The sequence below is a fragment of the Phenylobacterium sp. genome (assembly GCF_031181185.1).
Classification (GTDB): domain Bacteria; phylum Pseudomonadota; class Alphaproteobacteria; order Caulobacterales; family Caulobacteraceae; genus Phenylobacterium.
Genome location: NZ_JAPSKZ010000063.1, coordinates 1 through 18393, shown reverse-complemented (window position 1 = coordinate 18393; position 18393 = coordinate 1). Strand labels below are relative to the sequence as shown.

General features: G+C 69.0%; 14 protein-coding genes. 9 read left to right on the top strand and 5 right to left on the bottom strand.

Annotation, left to right across the window (positions count from 1 at the left end; translation table 11 throughout):
• Together RIF93_RS09820 and RIF93_RS09815 are read left to right on the top strand one after the other, a co-directional pair.
• A partial coding sequence (locus RIF93_RS09820) for a glycoside hydrolase family 15 protein (protein WP_309090824.1) occupies positions 1-1099 on the top strand: 1099 nt, incomplete at its 5' end.
• 35 nt (positions 1100-1134) lie between these two features.
• A complete protein-coding gene (locus tag RIF93_RS09815) occupies positions 1135-1380 on the top strand; it encodes a hypothetical protein (RefSeq protein ID WP_309090822.1) in 246 nt (81 codons plus the stop codon).
• Here the strand turns inward: RIF93_RS09815 and zwf are convergent.
• Positions 1377-2840 carry a glucose-6-phosphate dehydrogenase gene (gene zwf / locus RIF93_RS09810; RefSeq protein WP_309090820.1) on the bottom strand — a complete coding sequence of 488 codons (1464 nt, stop codon included), beginning with the start codon at positions 2838-2840 and terminating at the stop codon, positions 1377-1379. The two genes, RIF93_RS09815 and zwf, sit on opposite strands and share 4 nt — an antisense overlap.
• A 154-nt stretch (positions 2841-2994) precedes the next feature.
• Between zwf and otsB the strand changes: the two genes are divergently transcribed.
• The 3 genes from otsB to ligD are packed head-to-tail and all read left to right on the top strand — an operon-like array spanning position 2995 to position 7811.
• Complete coding sequence (gene otsB / locus RIF93_RS09805; RefSeq protein WP_309090818.1) at positions 2995-3744, top strand: trehalose-phosphatase; 750 nt, start codon at positions 2995-2997, stop codon at positions 3742-3744.
• The gene (otsA, locus tag RIF93_RS09800) at positions 3741-5141 is read left to right on the top strand and encodes an alpha,alpha-trehalose-phosphate synthase (UDP-forming) (RefSeq protein WP_309090816.1); all 1401 of its coding nucleotides are present in this window, start codon (positions 3741-3743) and stop codon (positions 5139-5141) included. The genes otsB and otsA overlap by 4 nt, the downstream gene beginning before the upstream one ends.
• A gap of 48 nt (positions 5142-5189) precedes the next feature.
• Complete coding sequence (gene ligD / locus RIF93_RS09795; protein ID WP_309090814.1) at positions 5190-7811, top strand: DNA ligase D; 2622 nt, start codon at positions 5190-5192, stop codon at positions 7809-7811.
• Here ligD and RIF93_RS09790 read toward each other — a convergent pair.
• From RIF93_RS09790 to RIF93_RS09775, 4 genes are all read right to left on the bottom strand, one after another.
• On the bottom strand, positions 7808-8149 hold the full coding sequence (locus RIF93_RS09790) for a hypothetical protein (RefSeq protein WP_309090812.1): 342 nt from the start codon (positions 8147-8149) through the stop codon (positions 7808-7810). The genes ligD and RIF93_RS09790 overlap by 4 nt on opposite strands.
• Before the next feature lie 123 nt (positions 8150-8272).
• On the bottom strand, positions 8273-9907 hold the full coding sequence (locus tag RIF93_RS09785; RefSeq protein WP_309090810.1) for a M10 family metallopeptidase C-terminal domain-containing protein: 1635 nt from the start codon (positions 9905-9907) through the stop codon (positions 8273-8275).
• Between the two features lie 305 nt (positions 9908-10212).
• Entirely contained in the window at positions 10213-11103 is an 891-nt protein-coding gene (locus RIF93_RS09780; protein WP_309090808.1) for a Ku protein, read from the bottom strand.
• A 56-nt stretch (positions 11104-11159) separates the two neighbouring features.
• Positions 11160-12671: a carboxylesterase family protein gene (locus RIF93_RS09775; protein WP_309090806.1), complete on the bottom strand. Its 1512-nt coding sequence runs from the start codon at positions 12669-12671 to the stop codon at positions 11160-11162.
• A 206-nt stretch (positions 12672-12877) separates the two neighbouring features.
• On the opposite strand from RIF93_RS09775, the gene RIF93_RS09770 reads away from it, so the two are divergent.
• The 4 genes from RIF93_RS09770 to RIF93_RS09755 form a co-directional block, all read left to right on the top strand.
• Entirely contained in the window at positions 12878-15091 is a 2214-nt protein-coding gene (locus RIF93_RS09770) for a TonB-dependent receptor domain-containing protein (RefSeq protein WP_309090804.1), read from the top strand.
• Positions 15092-15199: 108 nt separating this feature from the next.
• Entirely contained in the window at positions 15200-15985 is a 786-nt protein-coding gene (locus RIF93_RS09765; RefSeq protein ID WP_309090802.1) for a protein imuA, read from the top strand.
• Complete coding sequence (locus tag RIF93_RS09760) at positions 15900-17438, top strand: DUF6504 family protein (protein ID WP_309090800.1); 1539 nt, start codon at positions 15900-15902, stop codon at positions 17436-17438. The genes RIF93_RS09765 and RIF93_RS09760 overlap by 86 nt, the downstream gene beginning before the upstream one ends.
• Positions 17435-18393 (top strand): PHP domain-containing protein (locus RIF93_RS09755; RefSeq protein WP_309090798.1); only part of this gene is annotated, 959 nt, incomplete at its 3' end. The genes RIF93_RS09760 and RIF93_RS09755, both read left to right, overlap by 4 nt.

Sequence of the window (18393 nt, the reverse complement as noted above, 5' to 3'; positions counted from 1 at the left end):
GGACTACCGGTACTGCTGGCTGCGGGACGCCTATTACGTCGTCCAGGCGCTGAACCGGCTGGGCGCGGCCGACATGCTGGAGAACTACCTGGTCTACCTGCGCAACCTGGTGGACCTGGCCGGCCGCGGCGAGATGCAGCCGGTCTATGGCGCGACGGGTCAGCCCTCCATCCCCGGGCTAGGCCCTTCGATGGTGGTGGACCGCACCAAGGCCGGCCACGTGCAGCCGGTCTATGGCGTCGGCCTCGAGCCGGTGCTGACCGAATGGATCGCCCCGCACCTGCCGGGCTACCGCGGCATCGGCCCGGTCCGGATCGGCAACCAGGCGCACGAGCACCTGCAGCATGATGTCTACGGCCAGATCGTGCTCTCGACCGTGCAGGCGTTCTTCGACGAGCGGCTGCTGAGGCCCGCGACGGTTGAGGACTTCAAGGCCCTGGAGCCGATCGGCGAGCGCGCCTTCGAGCTGCACGACAAGCCCGACGCCAGCCTCTGGGAGTTCCGCGGACGGGAAGCCGTGCACACCTATTCGTCCGTCATGTGCTGGGCCGCCTGCGACCGGCTGGGCAACGCCGCCGAGAAGCTGGGCCTGGCCGATCGCGCCGCCTACTGGAACGGCAAGGCCGCCGAGGTGCGCAAGACGATCGAGACCCGCGCGTGGAACGAGACGGAGGGCCGGTTCGCGGCCACTTTCGGCGGCGACGAGCTGGACGCGTCGTTACTTCAGCTGATCGACGTGCGCTTCGTCTCGCCCGACGACCCGCGGATGCAGGCGACGATGGCGGCGGTGGAGCATGGCCTCCGGCGCGGCCCCTTCATGCTGCGCTACGCCCTGCCGGACGACTTCGGCCTGCCGCAGACGGCGTTCAACTTCTGCACCTTCTGGCTGATCGAGGCGCTCCATCTCTCCGGCCGGACGGCCGAGGCGCGCGAGCTGTTCGAGGAGATGCTGGACCGGCGTACGGCCGCGGGCCTGCTCTCGGAAGACATCTCGTTCACCGGGGACGAACTGTGGGGCAATTACCCCCAGACCTACTCGCTGGTCGGCCTGATCAACTGCGCGACCCTGCTGTCCAAGCCCTGGACCAGCGTACGCTGAGGGAACCATCGCCCGGTCTGCGCGGTAACGCCGGTATGACCGACGAAGCCAAGCTGCGCGAGGCGCTCGAGGCGGCCGACGCCGTCATCAGCCGGATCCAGGAGCTCGCCGCCGACCGCCTGTCGAAGCCGGGCGCCATCGACGAGGCGCGCGCCTTCTACGACATCGTCGAGATCCTCGAGACCTCGAACGAGATCAGCAAGGTGCGCATGGCGCTGGACCGTGACCCGTTCCGCTTCGGGGAGCCCACGCCCGTTTCCCGAGCGGGGCATACGGGTTAGTCCGACCAGGCTTTGCCGAAGCGCTCGATGAGCGCGAACGCGCCCGAGGGACCCCAGCTGCCGGCCGCATAGGGCTTGGGCTGGATGTTGGCTTCGGCCCAGGCGTCGGCGACGCCGTCGACCCAGCGCCAGGCTTCCTCCACCTCGTCGCGGCGTACGAACAGCGTGGCGTCGCCGTGCAGCGCGTCAAGCAACAGGCGCTCATAGGCGATCCGGCGACGGCCGCCCTTGCCCTCGTAGGTGGAGAGCAACGACAGCGAGAGCGGCAGGGATTGCAGACGCATGCCGCCTGAGGAGAGGCCCGGCGCCTTGTTCATCAGGGTCAGCGAGATGTCCTCGTCCGGCTGCAGGTCGATGACCAGCCGGTTGGGCGAAAGGTCTGGGGCCGAGGCCTGGCCGAAGATGGAGTGCGGCACCGGCTTGAACTGGATGGCGATCTGCGTCCGCTTCTCGGGCATCCGCTTGCCCGTGCGCAGGAAGAACGGCACGCCCGCCCAGCGCCAGTTGTCGATGTCGGCCCGGAGCGCCACGAAGGTTTCGGTGCCGGTCTTCTGTCCGCGCTCGGTCTCGTAACCCTCGACGGCCTTCCCGCCGACCACGCCTGCCGTGTACTGGCCCCGGACCGACTTCTCGGCCGCGTCCACTCGGGTGAAGCGGCGCAGGGAGCGCAGCACCTTCACCTTCTCGTTGCGAACCGAGTCCGGCTCCATGTCGGCCGGCGGCTCCATGGCCACCAGGCAAAGGAGCTGCAGCATGTGGTTCTGCAGCATGTCCCGTAGCGCGCCGTACTCGTCGTAATAGGGCCAGCGCGACCCGACGCCCTCGGTTTCGGCCACGGTGATCTGCACGTGGTCGATGGAGAGGCTGTTCCACAGCGGCTCGAACAAGGTGTTGGCGAACCTCAGCGCGATCAGGTTCTGAACCGTCTCCTTGCCGAGGTAGTGGTCGATGCGGAACACCTGGTTCTCGTCGAACACCTGGCCCAGGACGCCGTTGATGTGCCGCGAGGTCTCGAGGTCGCGGCCGATCGGCTTCTCCAGCACGATGCGGCTAGCCTCCGTGGCCAGCCCGGACGCCTGCAGCGCCTTCGTCACCCGCTCGTACAGGCTGGGCGAGATCGCCAGGTAGAAGATCGGTCGCGCGCTCGAGCCGAGGGCGACCTTCAGCCCCGCCGCGCCCTCCGGCGTCGTGGCGTCGGCGGCCACATAGTCAAGGCGGGCGGAGAATCTCGCCCAGGCGCCGTCCTCCAGCCCTTCGGCCCGCTCTTTCAGGATCGCGTGGGTGGCTTCCACGAAGGCGTCGCGGCTCATGTCCTGGCGGGCCGTGGCCACGATGTGGAAGCCGTCCGGCAGGAAACCGTCTGCGTCGAGGAAGTACAGCGAGGGCAGCAGCATCCGGCGCGCAAGGTCGCCCGTGCCGCCGAACAGCACGATCGCATCGGCCTGCGACGTCTGGGCCATGTGGAGAATCCCGATGGTGGTGGAGCAAGCGGAGCGCGAAACCACGCCAAGCGTGCCGGAACGTCAAGACCGGTCGCGAGTTCTTGGCCTACGGTCAAGCTCGGATCGAATACGGAGCCTGTGCGTTAAGCACCGCACAGGGGTGGGAATCTTCATGTCAGTCGAAGCTCTCACAGTTCATCTGCCCGCGCCGAAGCCACTTCGGCTGCGCGGCGCTGCGCTGTTCCTCGACCTGGACGGCACGCTGGCGCCGATCGCCGCGCGCCCGCAGGACGTGCGTCCCGACGCGCGCCGCACCCGCCTGCTCGAGAAGCTGAACGACGGGTTGGAAGGACGCCTCGCGGTGGTCAGCGGCCGCACGCTCGCCGACGTCGATCGGATCCTTGAGAGCAGGGTGACCTGCGTGGCGGCCGTCCACGGCCTGGTGCGCCGCGATTGCGATGGCGATGTGCAGGAGGCGCCGCCGCATCCGCGCCTGCACGAGGCCGCCGAGCGTCTGCGAGAGTTCGCCGCGCGCGACTCGGGCCTGATCGTCGAGGAGAAGGGCTCCAGCGTCGCCTTGCACTTCCGCCTCGCCCGCGCTCAGGCGGGCGCGGCGCGCGAAATCGCCCATGAGATCGCCAACGAGACGGGCCTTACGGTGCAAGACGGCGACATGGTGGAGGAGCTGCGCACGCCCGGCCCCACGAAAGGCGACTCGGTTCGCACCTTCATGGAATCGGCGCGGTTCGAAGGCGCGACGCCGATCTTCGTGGGGGACGACTCCACCGACGAGCACGGTTTCGAAGAGGTCCGGCGCCTGGGCGGGTTCGGCATCCTGGTGGGGCCGCTCCGCCGCACCCACGCGTTGTTCCGCCTGGGCGGCGTCGACGAGGTGATCGCCTGGCTGGAGGCCGCGACATGAGCCGGCTGATCGTCGTCTCCAACCGCGTGAACCCGCCCACCGGCGAGGGCGAGGAGAGCGTCGGCGGTCTGGCCATGGCGCTGGCCGCGGCGCTGCGCGAGTACTCCGGCCTGTGGTTCGGCTGGAGCGGCAAGACCACGCCCGAGTTCACCGGGCAGCTCAACATCGAGAAGGTGGGCGGGGTGACCGCAGCCACCGTCGACCTCGAGGAGATCGACCTCGAGGAGTACTACAACGGCTACGCCAACAAGACCCTTTGGCCGCTCTTCCATTACCGCAACGATCTGGCCGCGTTCGACCGCAGCTATGGCGAAGGCTATCGGCGGGTGAACTGCCGGTTTGCCGACACGCTGGCGCCGCTGATCGAACCTGACGACCTGATCTGGATCCACGACTACCACCTGATTCCGCTGGCCCGGGAGCTTCGGAAGCTGGGGATCAAGAACCGGATCGGCTTCTTCCTGCACATCCCCTGGCCGGCGCACCAGGTGTTCATCAACCTGCCGCGCCACCGCCAGCTGGTGGAGGCGATGTTCGACTACGACCTCCTGGGCTTCCAGACGGTCGAGTACCAGCAGGCCTTTGAGGAGTACGTTCTGAGCGAGGCCGGCGGCGTGCAGCCGGAACCAGGCTTGTTGAAGGCTTTCGGTCGGACTGTGTCGACCGGCGCCTTCCCCATCGGCATCGACGCACAGGACTTCGGCCGACTGCTGAAGAATGGCAAGGCCCGCCGGATGCGCGACCTCATGACCGCCTGCACGGTCTTCCGGCACCTGATCGTCGGCGTCGACCGGCTCGACTACTCGAAGGGCCTGGAAGAGCGCTTCCTGGGCTTCGAGCGGTTCCTGACCGAGAACCCCGACATGCGCCGCGAGGTGCTGATGCTGCAGATCGCGCCCGTCAGCCGCGAGAGCGTCGAGGCCTATCAGGAGATCCGGCAACGGCTGGACAGCCTCTCCGGCCGCATCAACGGCGCCTTCGCCGACGTGGACTGGGCGCCGATCCGCTACGTGAACAAGAACTACCGGCGCGACGAGCTGGCCGGCATCTACGGCGCCGCGCGCGTGGGCCTCGTCACGCCGCTGCGCGACGGCATGAACCTCGTCGCCAAGGAGTTCGTGGCCGCTCAGAACCCGGAGGATCCGGGCGTGCTGATCCTGTCGCGCTTCGCCGGAGCCGCGCGCCAGATGCAGGAGGCGCTGCTGGTCAATCCGAACAGCGCCGAGGAAGTGGCCGAGGCCATCAAGCGCGCGCTCGCCATGGACAAGGCCGAACGGGTCCGCCGCTGGAGCGCGCTCTTCGAGACCGTCCAGCGCGAGGACGTCACCGCCTGGCGCGACGCCTTCGTCCGGGCGCTGCAGGGCATGAAGGAACGGCGTACGGCGCTGGCGAGCTGATCCAACCGGCCGTCCCGGCGTTCAGCCAGCGGAGCCTTTGGAGGACCCGTGGCCGATAAGCTCGCGAAATACCGCGCCATGCGCGACTTCTCCCAGACCGCCGAGCCCGCAGGCGCGGACAAGACCAAGCCGTCCAAGCGCCTGAGGTTCGTGATCCAGAAGCATGCGGCGACGCGGCTGCACTACGACTTCCGGCTGGAGTTGGACGGGGTGTTCCTGTCCTGGGCGGTCACCAAGGGTCCGTCGCTCGATCCGGGCGACCGCAGGCTCGCCGTGCAGACTGAGGACCACCCGCTCGACTACGGCGACTTCGAGGGGACCATCCCCAAGGGACAGTACGGCGGCGGCACGGTCATGCTGTGGGACCGCGGCTACTGGGAGCCCGAGGGTGATCCACGCGCCATGCTGAAGAAGGGTGACCTGAAGTTCACCCTCGATGGTGAGCGGCTGAAGGGCTCGTGGGTGCTGGTCCGGATGAAGCGCCGCGAGCGCGAGAAGCGCGACAACTGGCTGCTGATCAAGCACCGGGACGGCTGGGCCGTTGAGGAGGAAGGCGAGTTCCTGGTCGAGGGGGAGACCACCTCAGTCGCCTCAGGCCGCAGCATGGAGGAGATCGAGGCTGGCAAGGGCAAGGGCCCGACGAAGTTCATGACCGGCAAAGGCCGGGCCTCAGGCAAGGACGTCTGGCAGTCGAACCGCGCCGAGACGGAGACGCCCCGTCCGGCGGCGGAGAAAGCCGCGCCGCCTCCGAAGCTGAAGGCCGCCGGCCTTCCGGGCTTCGTCGAGCCGCAACTGGCCAAGTCCGCGGACCGGCCGCCGCCGGGCGCTGGCTGGGCGCATGAGATCAAGTTCGACGGCTACCGGCTGCAGCTGCGCGTCGAGAAGGGCAAGGCGACGCTCAAGACGCGCAAGGGCCTCGACTGGACGACGAAGTTCAAGGAGATCGCCGCCGACGCCAAGGCGCTGCCCGATGGTCTCTATGACGGCGAGGCCTGCGCCCTGGACCACAACGGCTCGCCCGACTTTCCGGCGCTGCAGGCGGCGCTGTCGGACGGCAAGACCCAGGACCTGGTGTTCTTCGTGTTCGACGCGCTGTTCGTCGAGGGCGAGGACCTGCGCAACCAGTCGCTGCGCGACCGCAAGGCGCGGCTACGGGAGACGGTCGAGGCCGCCGGCAAGAGCCTCGAGCGGCGGATCCGCTACGTCGACCATTTCGAGACGGCCGGCGAGGCGGTTCTGCAGTCGGCCTGCCGCATGTCGCTCGAGGGCATCGTCTCCAAGCGCCTGGACGCGCCCTATCGCTCCGGACGCAGCGACACCTGGCAGAAGTCCAAGTGTCGTGCGGGCCATGAGGTGGTGATCGGCGGCTGGACCGGCGAGAAGGGCCAGCTGCGCTCGCTGCTCGTCGGCGTGAACCGTGAAGGCCGCCTCGTCTACGTCGGCCGGGTCGGCACCGGTTTCGGCCGGGACAAGGTGGCCCGCCTGCTACCGAGGCTCGAGAAGCTGGCGTCGGACAAGAGCCCTTTCACCGGCCCGAATGCGCCCCGCAAGAGCGGCGACATCAACTGGGCGCGGCCCGAGTTGGTGGCCGAGATCGAGTTCGCCGGTTTCACTGGCGACGGCAACGTGCGCCAGGGCAGCTTCAAGGGGGTGCGCGAGGACAAGCCGGCGGCGGAGGTGGAGGCCGAAATCCCGGCCAAGACGGAACTGGCCGAGCCTGAGCCGAAACCGGCGCCGAAGGCCAAGGCCCCGGCCAAGTCGAAGTCCGGCGGCAACGTCGTCATGGGCGTGGTGCTGTCGAACCCGGACAAGCCGCTCTGGCCCGACGACGGCCAGGGCGGCGTGGTCACCAAGCTCGACCTCGCCCGCTATCTGGAGGAGGTCGGCCCTTGGATGATGGAGCACATCAAGGGCCGCCCCTGCTCGATCATCCGCATGCCCGACGGCATCAATGGCCAGCAGCGGTTCTTCCAGCGCCACGCCGGCAAGGGCTCATCCGCGCTGATCTCGGAAGTGCAGGTATTCGGCGATCACAAGCCTTACCTGCAGCTGGATCGGATCGAGGCCTTGGCGGCCATGGCCCAGATCGGCGCGGTGGAATACCACCCGTGGGGCTGCCAGCCCTTCCAGCCGGAAGTCCCGGGCCGGTTGATCTTCGACCTCGATCCGGACGAGGACATCCCGTTCACGCGGGTGATCGAGGGTGCGCTGGAGGTGAAGGAGCGACTGGAAGCGTTGGGCCTCGTCCCCTTCTGTAAGACCACAGGCGGCAAGGGTTTGCACGTCGTGACCCCGCTGAAGGCGGGCAAGGGCGAGATGGACTGGAAGACGGCGAAGAAGTTCGCCCAGGACGTCTGCCTGGCGATCGCCGCCGACGCGCCCGAGAAGTACGTGGTCAACATGGCCAAGGCCAAACGTAAGGGCCGGATCTTCCTCGACTATCTGCGCAACGACCGCATGTCGACGGCGGTGGCCCCGCTGTCGCCCCGCGGGCGGCCGCTGGCGCCCGTGTCCTTCCCGCTGACCTGGGATCTGGTGAAGCCGGGCCTCGACCCGAAGAAGTGGACCATCCGGACCGCGCCGGCCCTGCTGAAGAAGACCAAGGCCTGGGCCGACTACTGCGACGCCGAACGGCCGCTCAAGGATGCGATCAGAAAGCTCGGGCGCTAGCGGCTGGCGACCCGGCGCCGTTTCTCGCCCAGCGGGTCGGAGATGCAGGCGCGGCGGACCTTCTCGTTCAGCTCGGCCCGTTCGTCGTCGCGCAGGCGGTTCATTGCGAAGGAGGTGGCCGTGCCGGCGAACGGCACGATGAGGTTGCCGACGATCTTGATGACCGTGTGCCCGTCCTTGTGCTCGTCGAAGCGCGCCGCCTCCTTGCGGGCGGCGATGCAACGTTTCGAGTTCCACTTGCGATCGGTGCTGTCGAGGGTGAGCACCGTTTCCCGGGGCGAGGTCACGCACCCGCCAAGCACCGTCGCAGCGGCGGCCAGCACAAGCAGACGTCGCATGGCGTCCTCCCGAGGATCTTCCTGGAAGAGCCAACAACGGTGGAGCCTGGCCGGTTCCGCGCGGGCGCCGGCAGGGCGGAAACAGCGGGGCTCCCGGTCCGGAGGTCGGGAGCCCCGTCGCGTCTACAGCAGCCAGTTCGAGGTGTCGGTCACCTGGCCGTTCATGACGATGTCCAGATCGGACGTCCCATCGCCGTTCACGTCGAGGCGCAGGGTGGAGACGCCGCCGGCGTAGCTCAGCACCGCCTGGCCGGCCGCGCCGGTGAAGGCGCCGACGAGCACGAAGGCCTGGTCGTTGGCGACGCCGGTGTTGGCGTCGATTTCCGACAGGTTCAGCCGGTCCACGCCCTGGGCGTAGTCGGTGATCCGGTCGGAGCCGCCCAGCGCCGTGAAGCGGAACTCGTCCGCGCCGGCGCCGCCGCTCAGCGTGTCGTTGCCTTCCAGCCCGTTCAGCACGTCGTTGCCGCCGTTGCCGGAGAGCTTGTTGGCGACGTGGTTGCCGACCAGGTAGTCGCGTTGCGAGCCGCCGACGGCGTCCTCGATCACCGTCCCGTAGGCGATGCCGACGTTCTGGAACGACAGCGCCCGGACGCCCGACACGCCGGTGAAGGCGTTGATCTGGTTCGAGATGGTGTTCGAGATGTTGTTGAGGAAGGTGTTCAGGCTCGTTTCGGTCCAGAGCGCGAAGTCGCCTTGGACGTCGTCCGTGGCGGCGTTGAACACCTCCGTCGCGGCGTTGGCTTCGGCCAGCGTCGGGCGCACCGCGATCGAGGAGTAGCTGCCCGGGCGCAGGTCGATGAACACGCCGGCCTCGGCGCCCGACAGGTCCAGCGTGTCGTGGCCGCCGGCGTCGTAGATCGACAGATACGGCATCTGGTTCGACGAGAAGTCGTAAATGTCGCGGCCGGCGTTCGAGTTGAAGCCGTAGGTCGTGTCGCCCACGCGCGTGGTCGGGTCGGCGCCGTACTTCTGCTGGATGACGTAGATGTCGTGCACCATCGGGGTCTGGGCGTTGGCGATCAGGCCCGTCTCGGCGTCCACCGGCAGCGCGCCCGACTTCCGCGGATCGAAGTAGGACATGATTGAGAACTGCTCGGTGTCCTGGGCGTAGAAGGCGTCGCCTTCGTAGGTGATCGGGTCGGGCTCGCCGTCCCCGTCGTTGTCATCGCCGAAGTTGTAGTCGCCCGGGTGGCTGAGCCCCAGCGAGTGGCCGATCTCGTGGACCAGCGTGGTGAAGCCATAGCCGTTGTAGTTCAACCAGGCGTTGCTCCAGTTCACGGCCGGGTCGGCGATCCAGACGTCGCCCTGATACTTCGGGCCGCTGTTGGAACCGTAGTAGGCCCAGGCCTGGGCCGGGCCGGTGGAGGTGTTCGCCAGCGTGATGTCCGCGCCGTTGCCGTTCTTTTCGGTGATCGAGGGCGCGATCAGGTCGTCCCACAGCTCCATGGCAAGCCGAGCCGCCTCGCGCTGCGCCTCATTGAACGGCGTGAAGCCGGCCGGTTCCGGGAAGAACTCCTCGTAGTTCGGGTTGTGATAGATGCCGATCGGGTGCTTCCCGTCGAAGAACGTGTAGGTGATCGTCTTGCCGCCGATCGTGGCGCCGCCGTCTAGCTGGCCGATCACCTGTTCGAGCGTGAAGATCGGCTTGCCGGCCCAGGTGGCCTGGCCGGCGAGGTCGTCCAGCCGAAGCGGCAGGGCGTCAACCGCGCCGGCCTCGGGCGAGGCGAGCCCGAGGGCGTCAATCGAGATGCGTTCCATTCCCTATGGACCTTATGGGTTAGAGGCTGTTCCGGCGCCGGGTCGGGCGCGTGAGCGCGCCCCTTGCTTGGCTGTCGATCTGACCACTCCGCTTCCCCGACGCGCGCGGCAGGCGTTTCCCGCCCCCCGCTCTGCCAGCCAGATCACACCTATAAGTGGTGACTGACAAGTCGCAATGTTACGCGAAGCTGTTGAAAAGTTTGCCGTTTTATACAGTAATTACTGTAACTTATGGCAAAGCTTGTTTTCCGACTGGCTCGGTGTGACAAGCGCCGGCGCACTAAGGCACAGCTTGAAGGCGAGCGTCAGGCGCGCTTCTTGGCGGCGGGCTTGCGGGCCGCCGGCTTCTTGGCGGCAGGGGACTTCTTCGCCGAAGTCTTGGCGGACGCCGCCGTCCGCGGCGGCGCCTTGCGGCGCTCCCCACCGCCCTGGCCCAGGCTGCGCTTCAGGGCTTCCATCAGGTCGATGACCTCGGCCTCCTTCGGCTGGTCCGGCGCCTTCACGGTGTGGCCCTTCTCCTTTTCCTTGATCAGGGCCCGAAGCGCATCCTCGTAGCGGTCGTTGAACTGGCTGGGCTCGAAGGCCCCTTCCTGCTGCTCGATGATGCGCGAGGCGATGTCGACCATCTGGGCGCTGACCTTCACGTCCGGGATGCGGTCGAACACCTCCTGAGCGTCCTTGACCTCGCGGTTGTTGCGCAGGGTGTAGGCCAGGATGCCCTTGTCCCTGGGCTCCAGCGCCATCAGGCGCTCGCGCTGGTGCATGACCAGGCGGCCGAGCGCGATCTTCCCGGACTTCTCCATCGCCTCGCGGATGACGGTGAACGCCTCGACCGCCATGTCGCCGTCGGGCACCAGGAAGTAGGGGTCGTTCCAGTAGAGCCGGTCGATGTCGTCCTCGCCGACGAACCGCTCGATATCCAGGGTGCGCGTCGTCTCCAGCCGGACGTTCTGGATCTCCTCGGGCGTGACGACGACGTAGCGGCCCTTCTCGATCTCGTAGCCTTTCACGATGTCGGACCGGTCCACCGGCCCGGTCTCCGGGTCGGTGGGGATCATCTTGATCCGGTTCATCGTGTCCTTGTGCAGCATGTTGAAGTGCACCTCGCCGCTGCGCGAGGTGGCCGTGTAGAGCGCCACGGGGCAGCTCACGAGGGACAGGCGCAGGTAACCCTGCCAGGTCGGACGGGTGGCCATCGACGTCTCCGGATCAGAGTCCGGAAACGCCAAGCGTTGCGATTCGTTCGGGCGGCTTAAGGCAGTCTGAGGGTGGGCAGCGCCACGGCCTCGACCGCGTCCAGTTTCGCTTTGCGGAAGTTCGTGCGCACGCCGCTCTGGGCGCCGAACTCCATCAGCCGGTCCGAACTGTCGTAGGCGGGCCACGGCTCGGTCCCGCACTTGGGCGCGCCGGCCTTGGCGAAGGTGACCCAGCACGCGTGCATCAGGGTGGCCATCGCCTTGTCCTCGTCGCTGACCAAGCTCATCGGCGTGCGGCGGCCCCAGTATCCCCAGACGTAGGGGATTTCGGCCGCGTGGGCGGCGGTGGTCACCCTGGGCCGCATCCGCGTGGCGACATAGCTGAAGTGGTAGAGCCAGGCCGGCCTGCCGCCCGAAGCCTTGGCGGCCACCCAGCGCGCCGGCCCGCCGAAGATGCGATCGGTGAACAGCGCCCGCGCCAGGCGCTCGTCCCCCTCCGCCGCCTCCTCGCGGTAGACGGCGCGCGCCATCGGCGGGACCTGCGACAGCTGCTGGGCGGACAGCGGTCCAGGCCCCATCAGCGAGTCCTCGCCCGAGTTCCAGCCGATGATCAGCGGCACGTCGGCGAAGCCGCCGGCCGCCAGGGCCTGGGTCGCGGTTCCGGTCATCAGCCGGCCGTCAGTGAACGGGCCGAACTGGGCGTTCACCTTCACCAGCGTCTCTACTGGCAAGGCGCGAAGGTCCTCGGCCGTCGCGGCCGTGACGCCGGCCTTGGCGAGCGCGCCCGCGCCTTCCGCCTCCTTCTGGGCCAGCGTCTTCGGCTCGAACCAGCCCAGGCCCGACTGCACCACGGCCTTGTGGTAGAGGCCCTTGGCCTGCGGCGTGGCCAGCAGCGCCAGGATGCTCATGCCGCCGGCGCTCTCGCCGAAGACAGTGACATTCGCCGGATCGCCCCCGAACTTGGCGATGTTCCGCTGGACCCACCACAGTGCGGCGATCTGGTCCATCAGACCGAAGTTGCCGGTAGGCTCGGCGCCGGCGGCCTTCGTCAGCGCCGGATGGGCGAAGTAGCCCAGGGCGCCCAGCCGGTAATTGATCGTCACCACCACGACCCCGTCGCGGGCGAAGTTCGATCCGTCGTAGACCCAGCCGGCGCCGGTCCGATGCGAGCCGCCGTGGATCCAGACCATGACCGGCGCGGCCTTCGCCTGCTTCGGCGCGAAGACGTTCAGCTGCAGGCAGTCCTCGGAGACGGGCCCGTTGGCCCCGCCGCTGTTCGGCGAGCCGTCCGCGTTCATGGGCTGCGGGCATGAGGGACCGGCTTTCGCGGCGTCGCGGTCGCCGGTCCATTTCGCGGCGGGCCGGGGCGGCGTCCAGCGCAGTGGCCCGACGGGGGGCGCGGCATAGGGGATGTTGCGGAAGATCCTCGCCCGGTCGTTGGCCGTCCCGACCACGGCCCCAGTCTCGACCGTGACGCGCGGCGCGGCTTCGGAGGCGGACTGCGCCTGGCCCGAAGCGGGTCCAGTGAGCAGGGCCGCGACGGCCAGTCCGATCCACAGCGCTCTCATTCCGCCCTCCCGTTCATTGCCAAGATTTAACCCGTCTAGATGGCGATGCCGCAACCATTCGCCCCAAAGTCGCCCTTAAGCTTGACCAGTCGAAGACCGCGCGTCGGGCGCGAACACCGTTCGGGGGAACGACCTTGGCATATCCGCGACTGGAAGGGATTTCAGGCCGCTTGCAGCAAGAGATTACATATGTAATCTCCGGGCGGATGAACGCTTCGATCCTGCTCGCCGGCGCCTCTTCGATGCTGCTGGCCTCGGCAGCCGCCGCCCAGACCCAGCCAGCAGCGAAGCCGCCGCCTCCGAGGTCCGCCGCTCCCGGACAGAAGGCGCCCGCCACGGTCGGCGAGGTCGTCGTCCAAGGCCAGTCGAGCGGCATGCGCACCGACATCGACCGGCGCAGCTACGGCGTCGCCCAGGACCTGCAGGCCACCTCGGGCTCGATCAGCGACGCACTGCGCAACATTCCTTCGGTGCAGGTGGACGTGCAGGGCAACGTGACCCTGCGCGGCGACTCCAACGTCCAGATCATGATCGACGGCAAGCCCTCGACCATGTTCCAGGGCGAAGGCCGGGCCGCGGCTCTGCAGGCCCTGCCGGCCGACCAGATCGAGCGGGTGGAGGTGATCACCAATCCCTCGGCGGCCATGAACCCGGAGGGCGGCGCCGGTGTCATCAACCTGATCACCAAGAAGACGCGGCGCCTGGGCAGCTCGGGCTCGCTGCGCGGCAACATCGGCACCGGCAGCCGCTGGAACAGCGGGATCTCGGGCTCGCACAACAACGGCAAGCTCACTGTCTCGGGCGATCTCAGCTTCCGGCGGGACGGCCAGAAGTTCTCGCTCGACGAACGGCGCGAGCGGCTGGACGCGGCGACGGGCCAGGTCCTGGAGAACCGGCAAACCACCCGCGCCAAGAACGAGATCGAGATGGCCTTCGCCAGGCTCGGCGTGGACTACGATCTGGACGAGGCAAGCCGCATCACGGTGGGCGCCCTCTACCACGGCATGCGGCCGCGCGGTCGCGGCGTCGACCAGCTGGAGTTCGACGCCGCCGACGGCAGCCTGGCCCGTGCGCTGACCCGCGGCACAGGCATCGACGAGAAGCGCGACAACCTCGACCTCGGGACCACCTACCGCCGCAGGTTCTCGGGCGAGGGCCATGAACTGGTGGTCGACGCCAGCTATGAGATGGGCGAGGTGCGCCGCGACCGGGACATCCTGAGCATGTTCCACGTCCCGCCGGGCCCGGACGCGGTCGAGTTCGGTGATTACGACAACGAGACGCGCCAGACCGAGCTGAAGGTCGACTACACCCGACCCATGCCGGGCGAGGGCAAGTTGAAAGCGGGCTACGCCCTGCAGTACGACGACAACAACTACGGCAGCGTCGGCCGCCGAGGCCTCGCCGGCGTAGCGGACCTTCCGGTCGATCCGGCGCTGACCTACCGCTTCTTCTTCGAGCAGGCGATCAACTCGGCCTACCTCACCTACCAACACCCGGTGGGCGACGCGACCGTCCTCGCCGGCTTGCGGGTCGAGGACACCCGTCTCGACCTGAACCTCACCACCGGCGGGCCCGTGCAGGCGGAGAACGACTACTTCCGGGCCTATCCCAGCCTGCACCTGTCGTACGCGCTGGCCGAAGGCCAGCAGCTGACCGCCAGCTACAGCATGCGCATCCAACGCCCGAGCGCGGACGACCTCAATCCGTTCGTCATCGAGATCAACCAGCTCAACTTCCGGCGCGGCAATCCCTTCCTGAAGCCGCAGGAGACCGACTCCTTCGAGCTGGGCTACCAATACCGGAAGAGCGGCCAGACCTATCTGGCGACCCTCTACTATCGGCAGAGCTCCAAGGGGATCACCGACGTGGTGACGCCGATCGGCGCCGGCGCCTTCCTGACCACCCGCGAGAACCTGAACGAGAGCCGCTCGGGCGGGCTGGAGCTGGTGGCGAACGGGCGGCTGACGCCCAAGCTGACCTACAACATCAGCGGCAATCTCTACTGGAACGAGATCGACGCCTCGCAGTTGGGCTTCACCGATAAGCGCGACGGCTTCGCCATCAGCGGGCGCGGCAACCTCAACTGGCAGGTGACGCCGAAGGACTTCGTGCAGTTCAACGGCTTCCTGAACGGACGCCGTCTGACCGCCCAGGGCCATCAGAAAGGCTCCGGCATGCTGAACCTCGGCTATCGCCGGAAGGTGAACGACAGCCTCTCGTTCACGGTGACCGCCCAGGACGTGCTGGCGACGCTGAAGGACGTCCAGGTGCTCGACACCCCGACGCTGCGCGGCCGGACCGAACGGAAGTTCAACCAGCGCGCCGTCTTCGTGGGCTTCACCTACACCTTCGGGCGGAGCCAGCGGCAGCGCGAACCCGGCTTCGACTTCGGCGGTGGCCCTCCGCCGGCGCAGTAGGGCGACCTACCTCCCCTGTCGCGAAGACCGGCGGGAGAGAATCCCGGAACCTTGACTCCGCCCCTCTCGTTGTGAGAACGAAAGTGGAACAATAGGAGTCCGGAAGTCATGTCCGATTTTCGCGGCAAGCGGCTCGCCGCGCTGCAGGCGAAGATCGCCGCCCTGGAGACGGGCGGGCGACCCGACGCGGGCGTCCTGCCCTTCGGCGCGCCGGAGCTGGACGAGGCTCTCCCTGGCGGGGGCCTGCCGCTCGCCCGCTGGCACGAGATCACCGGCGAGGGGATGGAGACCGAGACGGCCGCCGCGCCGGCCGCCTTCGCGGCGCTGGCCGCCTCTCCCCTGGCCCGCAAGGGCGAGGCGGTCTGGATCCTGCGCCGGGACGACCTCTGGGCCCCCGGGCTGACCGGTCTGGGCTTCCCGGCGGAGAAGCTGATCTGCGTCTGCGCCAGGGACGACGCCGAGGCCCTCGCCGTGATGGAGGACGCCCTGGGGACCGCCGGCGTCGCCTGCGTGATCGCCGAGGTCGAGGACGTGGACCTCACCGCCGGCCGCCGGCTGCAACTGGCCTGCGAGCGGCGGGGCGCCACGGGCTTCGTGCTGCGCCGGCGGCCGTTCGGCGGCGGGGCCCGGCGCGAGGCCGCGGGCTCGGCGGCGGCGACTCGTTGGCGGGTGGCGTCCGCGCCGTCGGAAGACGTGGAATTCGGCCTGGGCGCGCCGCGCTTCCAGGTCACTTTGGAGCGCTGCCGGGGCGGGCGGACGGGCGCGTGGATCCTGGAGGCCGAGAAGGCCTATCTCTGGGAGGCAGGCGATGTCGCGCATCCTCTGCGCCTGGTCGCCCGGCTGGGCGATCGCGAACTGGCGCCGCAGGAATCCGCAGTCCGAAAGGCCGCCTGAGGCCCCGTTCGCGCTGATCGAGACCGTGGCGGCCGTCCGGCGGCTGCACGCGGTCAATACGGCCGGCCAACGGCTGGGCCTGTTCGCGGGCCAGAAGGCGACCGACGCCATGGCCCGGGCGCCGGAACTGGTCAACGCCGAGGCCGAACCCGAGGCCGACGCCCGGGCGCTCGACGCCCTGGTGGACTGGTGCGTCCGCTTTTCGCCCGCCGTAGCCCCTGACGGCGCGGACAGCCTGTTCCTGGACATCACCGGCGTCTCTCACCTGTGGGGCGGCGAGGCCGAGATGATGGCCGACTTCCGGCAGCGGCTGCTGGCCGCCGGCCTGCCGTTCCGCCTCGCGATCGCCGACACGCCGGGCGCGGCCTGGGCCCTGGCCCACTACGGGCGCGACGGGACCATCGCCCCGCCGGGCGGCCAGGCCGACCTGCTGAAGCCCCTGCCGCCGGCCGCCCTGCGGCTGGAGCCCGAGGCGGCCGCCCAGCTGGACCGCCTGGGCTTCCGCCAACTGGGCCAGCTGATGGAGATCCCCCGCGGGCCGCTGGGCCGTCGGTTCGGCGCCCACACCCTGACCCGGCTGGACCAGGCCCTGGGCCGCTGGAAGGAGGCGCTGGCCTTCCGCCGACCGCCTACGCCCTTTGTCGCCCGCCTGGCCTTTTTCGAACCGATCAGCGCGCCCGAGGACATGGCCCGGGTGAGCGCCGACGTCTGCGCCCGCCTGTGCGCGAAGCTGGAGACGCACGGCCGCGGCGCGCGGCGCTTCGAACTGGGCTTCTGCCGGGTGGACGGCAAGGTGCTCCCCTTGAGCGTGGGCCTCGCCCTGCCCGGCCGCGACGCCGCCCGCATCGCCAAGCTGTTCGTCCCCAAGGTGGAGACGGTGGACCCAGGCTTCGGGATCGATGCCGTCCTGGCCTGGGCCTACGAGGTCGAGCCCATCGGCGGCCGGCAAGCCGACGCGCTGGGGAGCCTCGCGCCCGCGCCCGAGGAAAGCCTGGCCCCGCTCGTCGACCGGCTCGCCAACCGGCTGGGGGCCGAACGGGTGTGGCGGGCCGCGCCGGTCGAGAGCCATGTGCCCGAGCGCGCCGTGGCCCGCACGCCGGCCCTGGGCGCGCCCAAGACCGCCGCCAAGCCCTGGGACCCGGAGACGCCGCGGCCCGTGCGGCTCTTCCGCCGGCCCGAGCCGCTGGAGCAGGTGATGGCGCTCACCCCCGACGAGCCGCCCCGCCAGTTCCGCTGGCGCGGCCGCATGCATCAGGTCCGCCGCGCCGAGGGGCCTGAGCGCATCGGCGACGAGTGGTGGCGGCGCGAGATCGGCGACGTCTCGGTGAACCAGGTGCGCGACTACTACCGAGTGGAGGACGCCGACGGCGCGCGCTTCTGGCTGTTTCGCGCCGGCCTCTATGGCGATCCGGAGGCGCCGCCGAAGTGGTGGCTGCACGGGCTGTTCGGATGACCCGCTACGCCGAACTCCAGGCGACCACCAACTTCTCGTTTCTGAGGGGCGCGTCGCATCCGCACGAGCTGGTCTCGGGCGCCGACGCCCTGGGCATCGAAGCCATCGGGATCTGTGACCGCAACACGCTGGCGGGCGTCGTGCGGGCCTGGTCGACCATGCAGCAGCTGCGCGCCGGCGGCTCGACGGTCCGCGCCCTGACCGGCTGCCGCCTGGACTTTGCCGACGGGACGCCCAGCCTGCTGGTCTATCCGTCAGACCGCGAGGCCTACGGCCGCCTCACCCGCCTGCTGACCGTCGGCCAGCGCCGCTCGAAGAAGGGCGAGTGCGACCTGCACTGGACCGACTTTCTGGACCATGCCGAGGGCCAGCTCGCCCTGGTGGTCCCGCCTGAGCGGCTGGACGAGGCGTTCGAGGGCCAACTGCGGCGCATCGCCGGCGAACTGCCCGAGGTCTGGCTGGCCGCGGCTCGCCGCTACCACGCCCGCGACCTGCAGCGCCTGGCCCGTCTGGCCGCGCTGGCCCGGGACCACGGCGCGCCGATGGTCGCCGTGAACGACGTCCTCTACCACGGCCCCGAGCGGCGGCCGCTGCAGGACGTGGTCACCTGCATCCGCGAGGGCTGCACGATCAACGAGGCGGGCCTGCGCCTGCAGGCCAACGCCGAGCGCCACCTGAAGCATCCCGCCGAGATGGCCCGCCTGTTCGCCAAGTTCCCGGGCGCGGTGGAGCGGAGCGTCGAGATCGTCGAGCGTATCGGCTTCGACCTCTCCCAGCTCAGCTACGAATATCCGGACGAGCCGGTGCCGCCCGGCAAGACCGCCATCCAGCACTTGCGCGACTTGGCCTGGGCCGGCGCCGAGTGGCGGTATCCCGGAGGGACGCCGGACATCGTTCGCAAGCTGGTGACGCACGAGCTCGAGGTCATCGAGAAGCTGGACTACCCCAACTACTT

Bases quoted from the DNA above. Each gene is read 5' to 3' on its own strand.
- RIF93_RS09815 (WP_309090822.1), top strand. From the start codon at position 1,135: ATGACCGACGAAGCCAAGCTGCGCGAGGCGCTCGAGGCGGCCGACGCC.
- zwf (WP_309090820.1), bottom strand. From the start codon at position 2,840: ATGGCCCAGACGTCGCAGGCCGATGCGATCGTGCTGTTCGGCGGCACG.
- otsB (WP_309090818.1), top strand. From the start codon at position 2,995: ATGTCAGTCGAAGCTCTCACAGTTCATCTGCCCGCGCCGAAGCCACTT.
- otsA (WP_309090816.1), top strand. From the start codon at position 3,741: ATGAGCCGGCTGATCGTCGTCTCCAACCGCGTGAACCCGCCCACCGGC.
- RIF93_RS09790 (WP_309090812.1), bottom strand. From the start codon at position 8,149: ATGCGACGTCTGCTTGTGCTGGCCGCCGCTGCGACGGTGCTTGGCGGG.
- RIF93_RS09785 (WP_309090810.1), bottom strand. From the start codon at position 9,907: ATGGAACGCATCTCGATTGACGCCCTCGGGCTCGCCTCGCCCGAGGCC.
- RIF93_RS09780 (WP_309090808.1), bottom strand. From the start codon at position 11,103: ATGGCCACCCGTCCGACCTGGCAGGGTTACCTGCGCCTGTCCCTCGTG.
- RIF93_RS09775 (WP_309090806.1), bottom strand. From the start codon at position 12,671: ATGAGAGCGCTGTGGATCGGACTGGCCGTCGCGGCCCTGCTCACTGGA.
- RIF93_RS09770 (WP_309090804.1), top strand. From the start codon at position 12,878: ATGAACGCTTCGATCCTGCTCGCCGGCGCCTCTTCGATGCTGCTGGCC.
- RIF93_RS09765 (WP_309090802.1), top strand. From the start codon at position 15,200: ATGTCCGATTTTCGCGGCAAGCGGCTCGCCGCGCTGCAGGCGAAGATC.
- RIF93_RS09760 (WP_309090800.1), top strand. From the start codon at position 15,900: ATGTCGCGCATCCTCTGCGCCTGGTCGCCCGGCTGGGCGATCGCGAAC.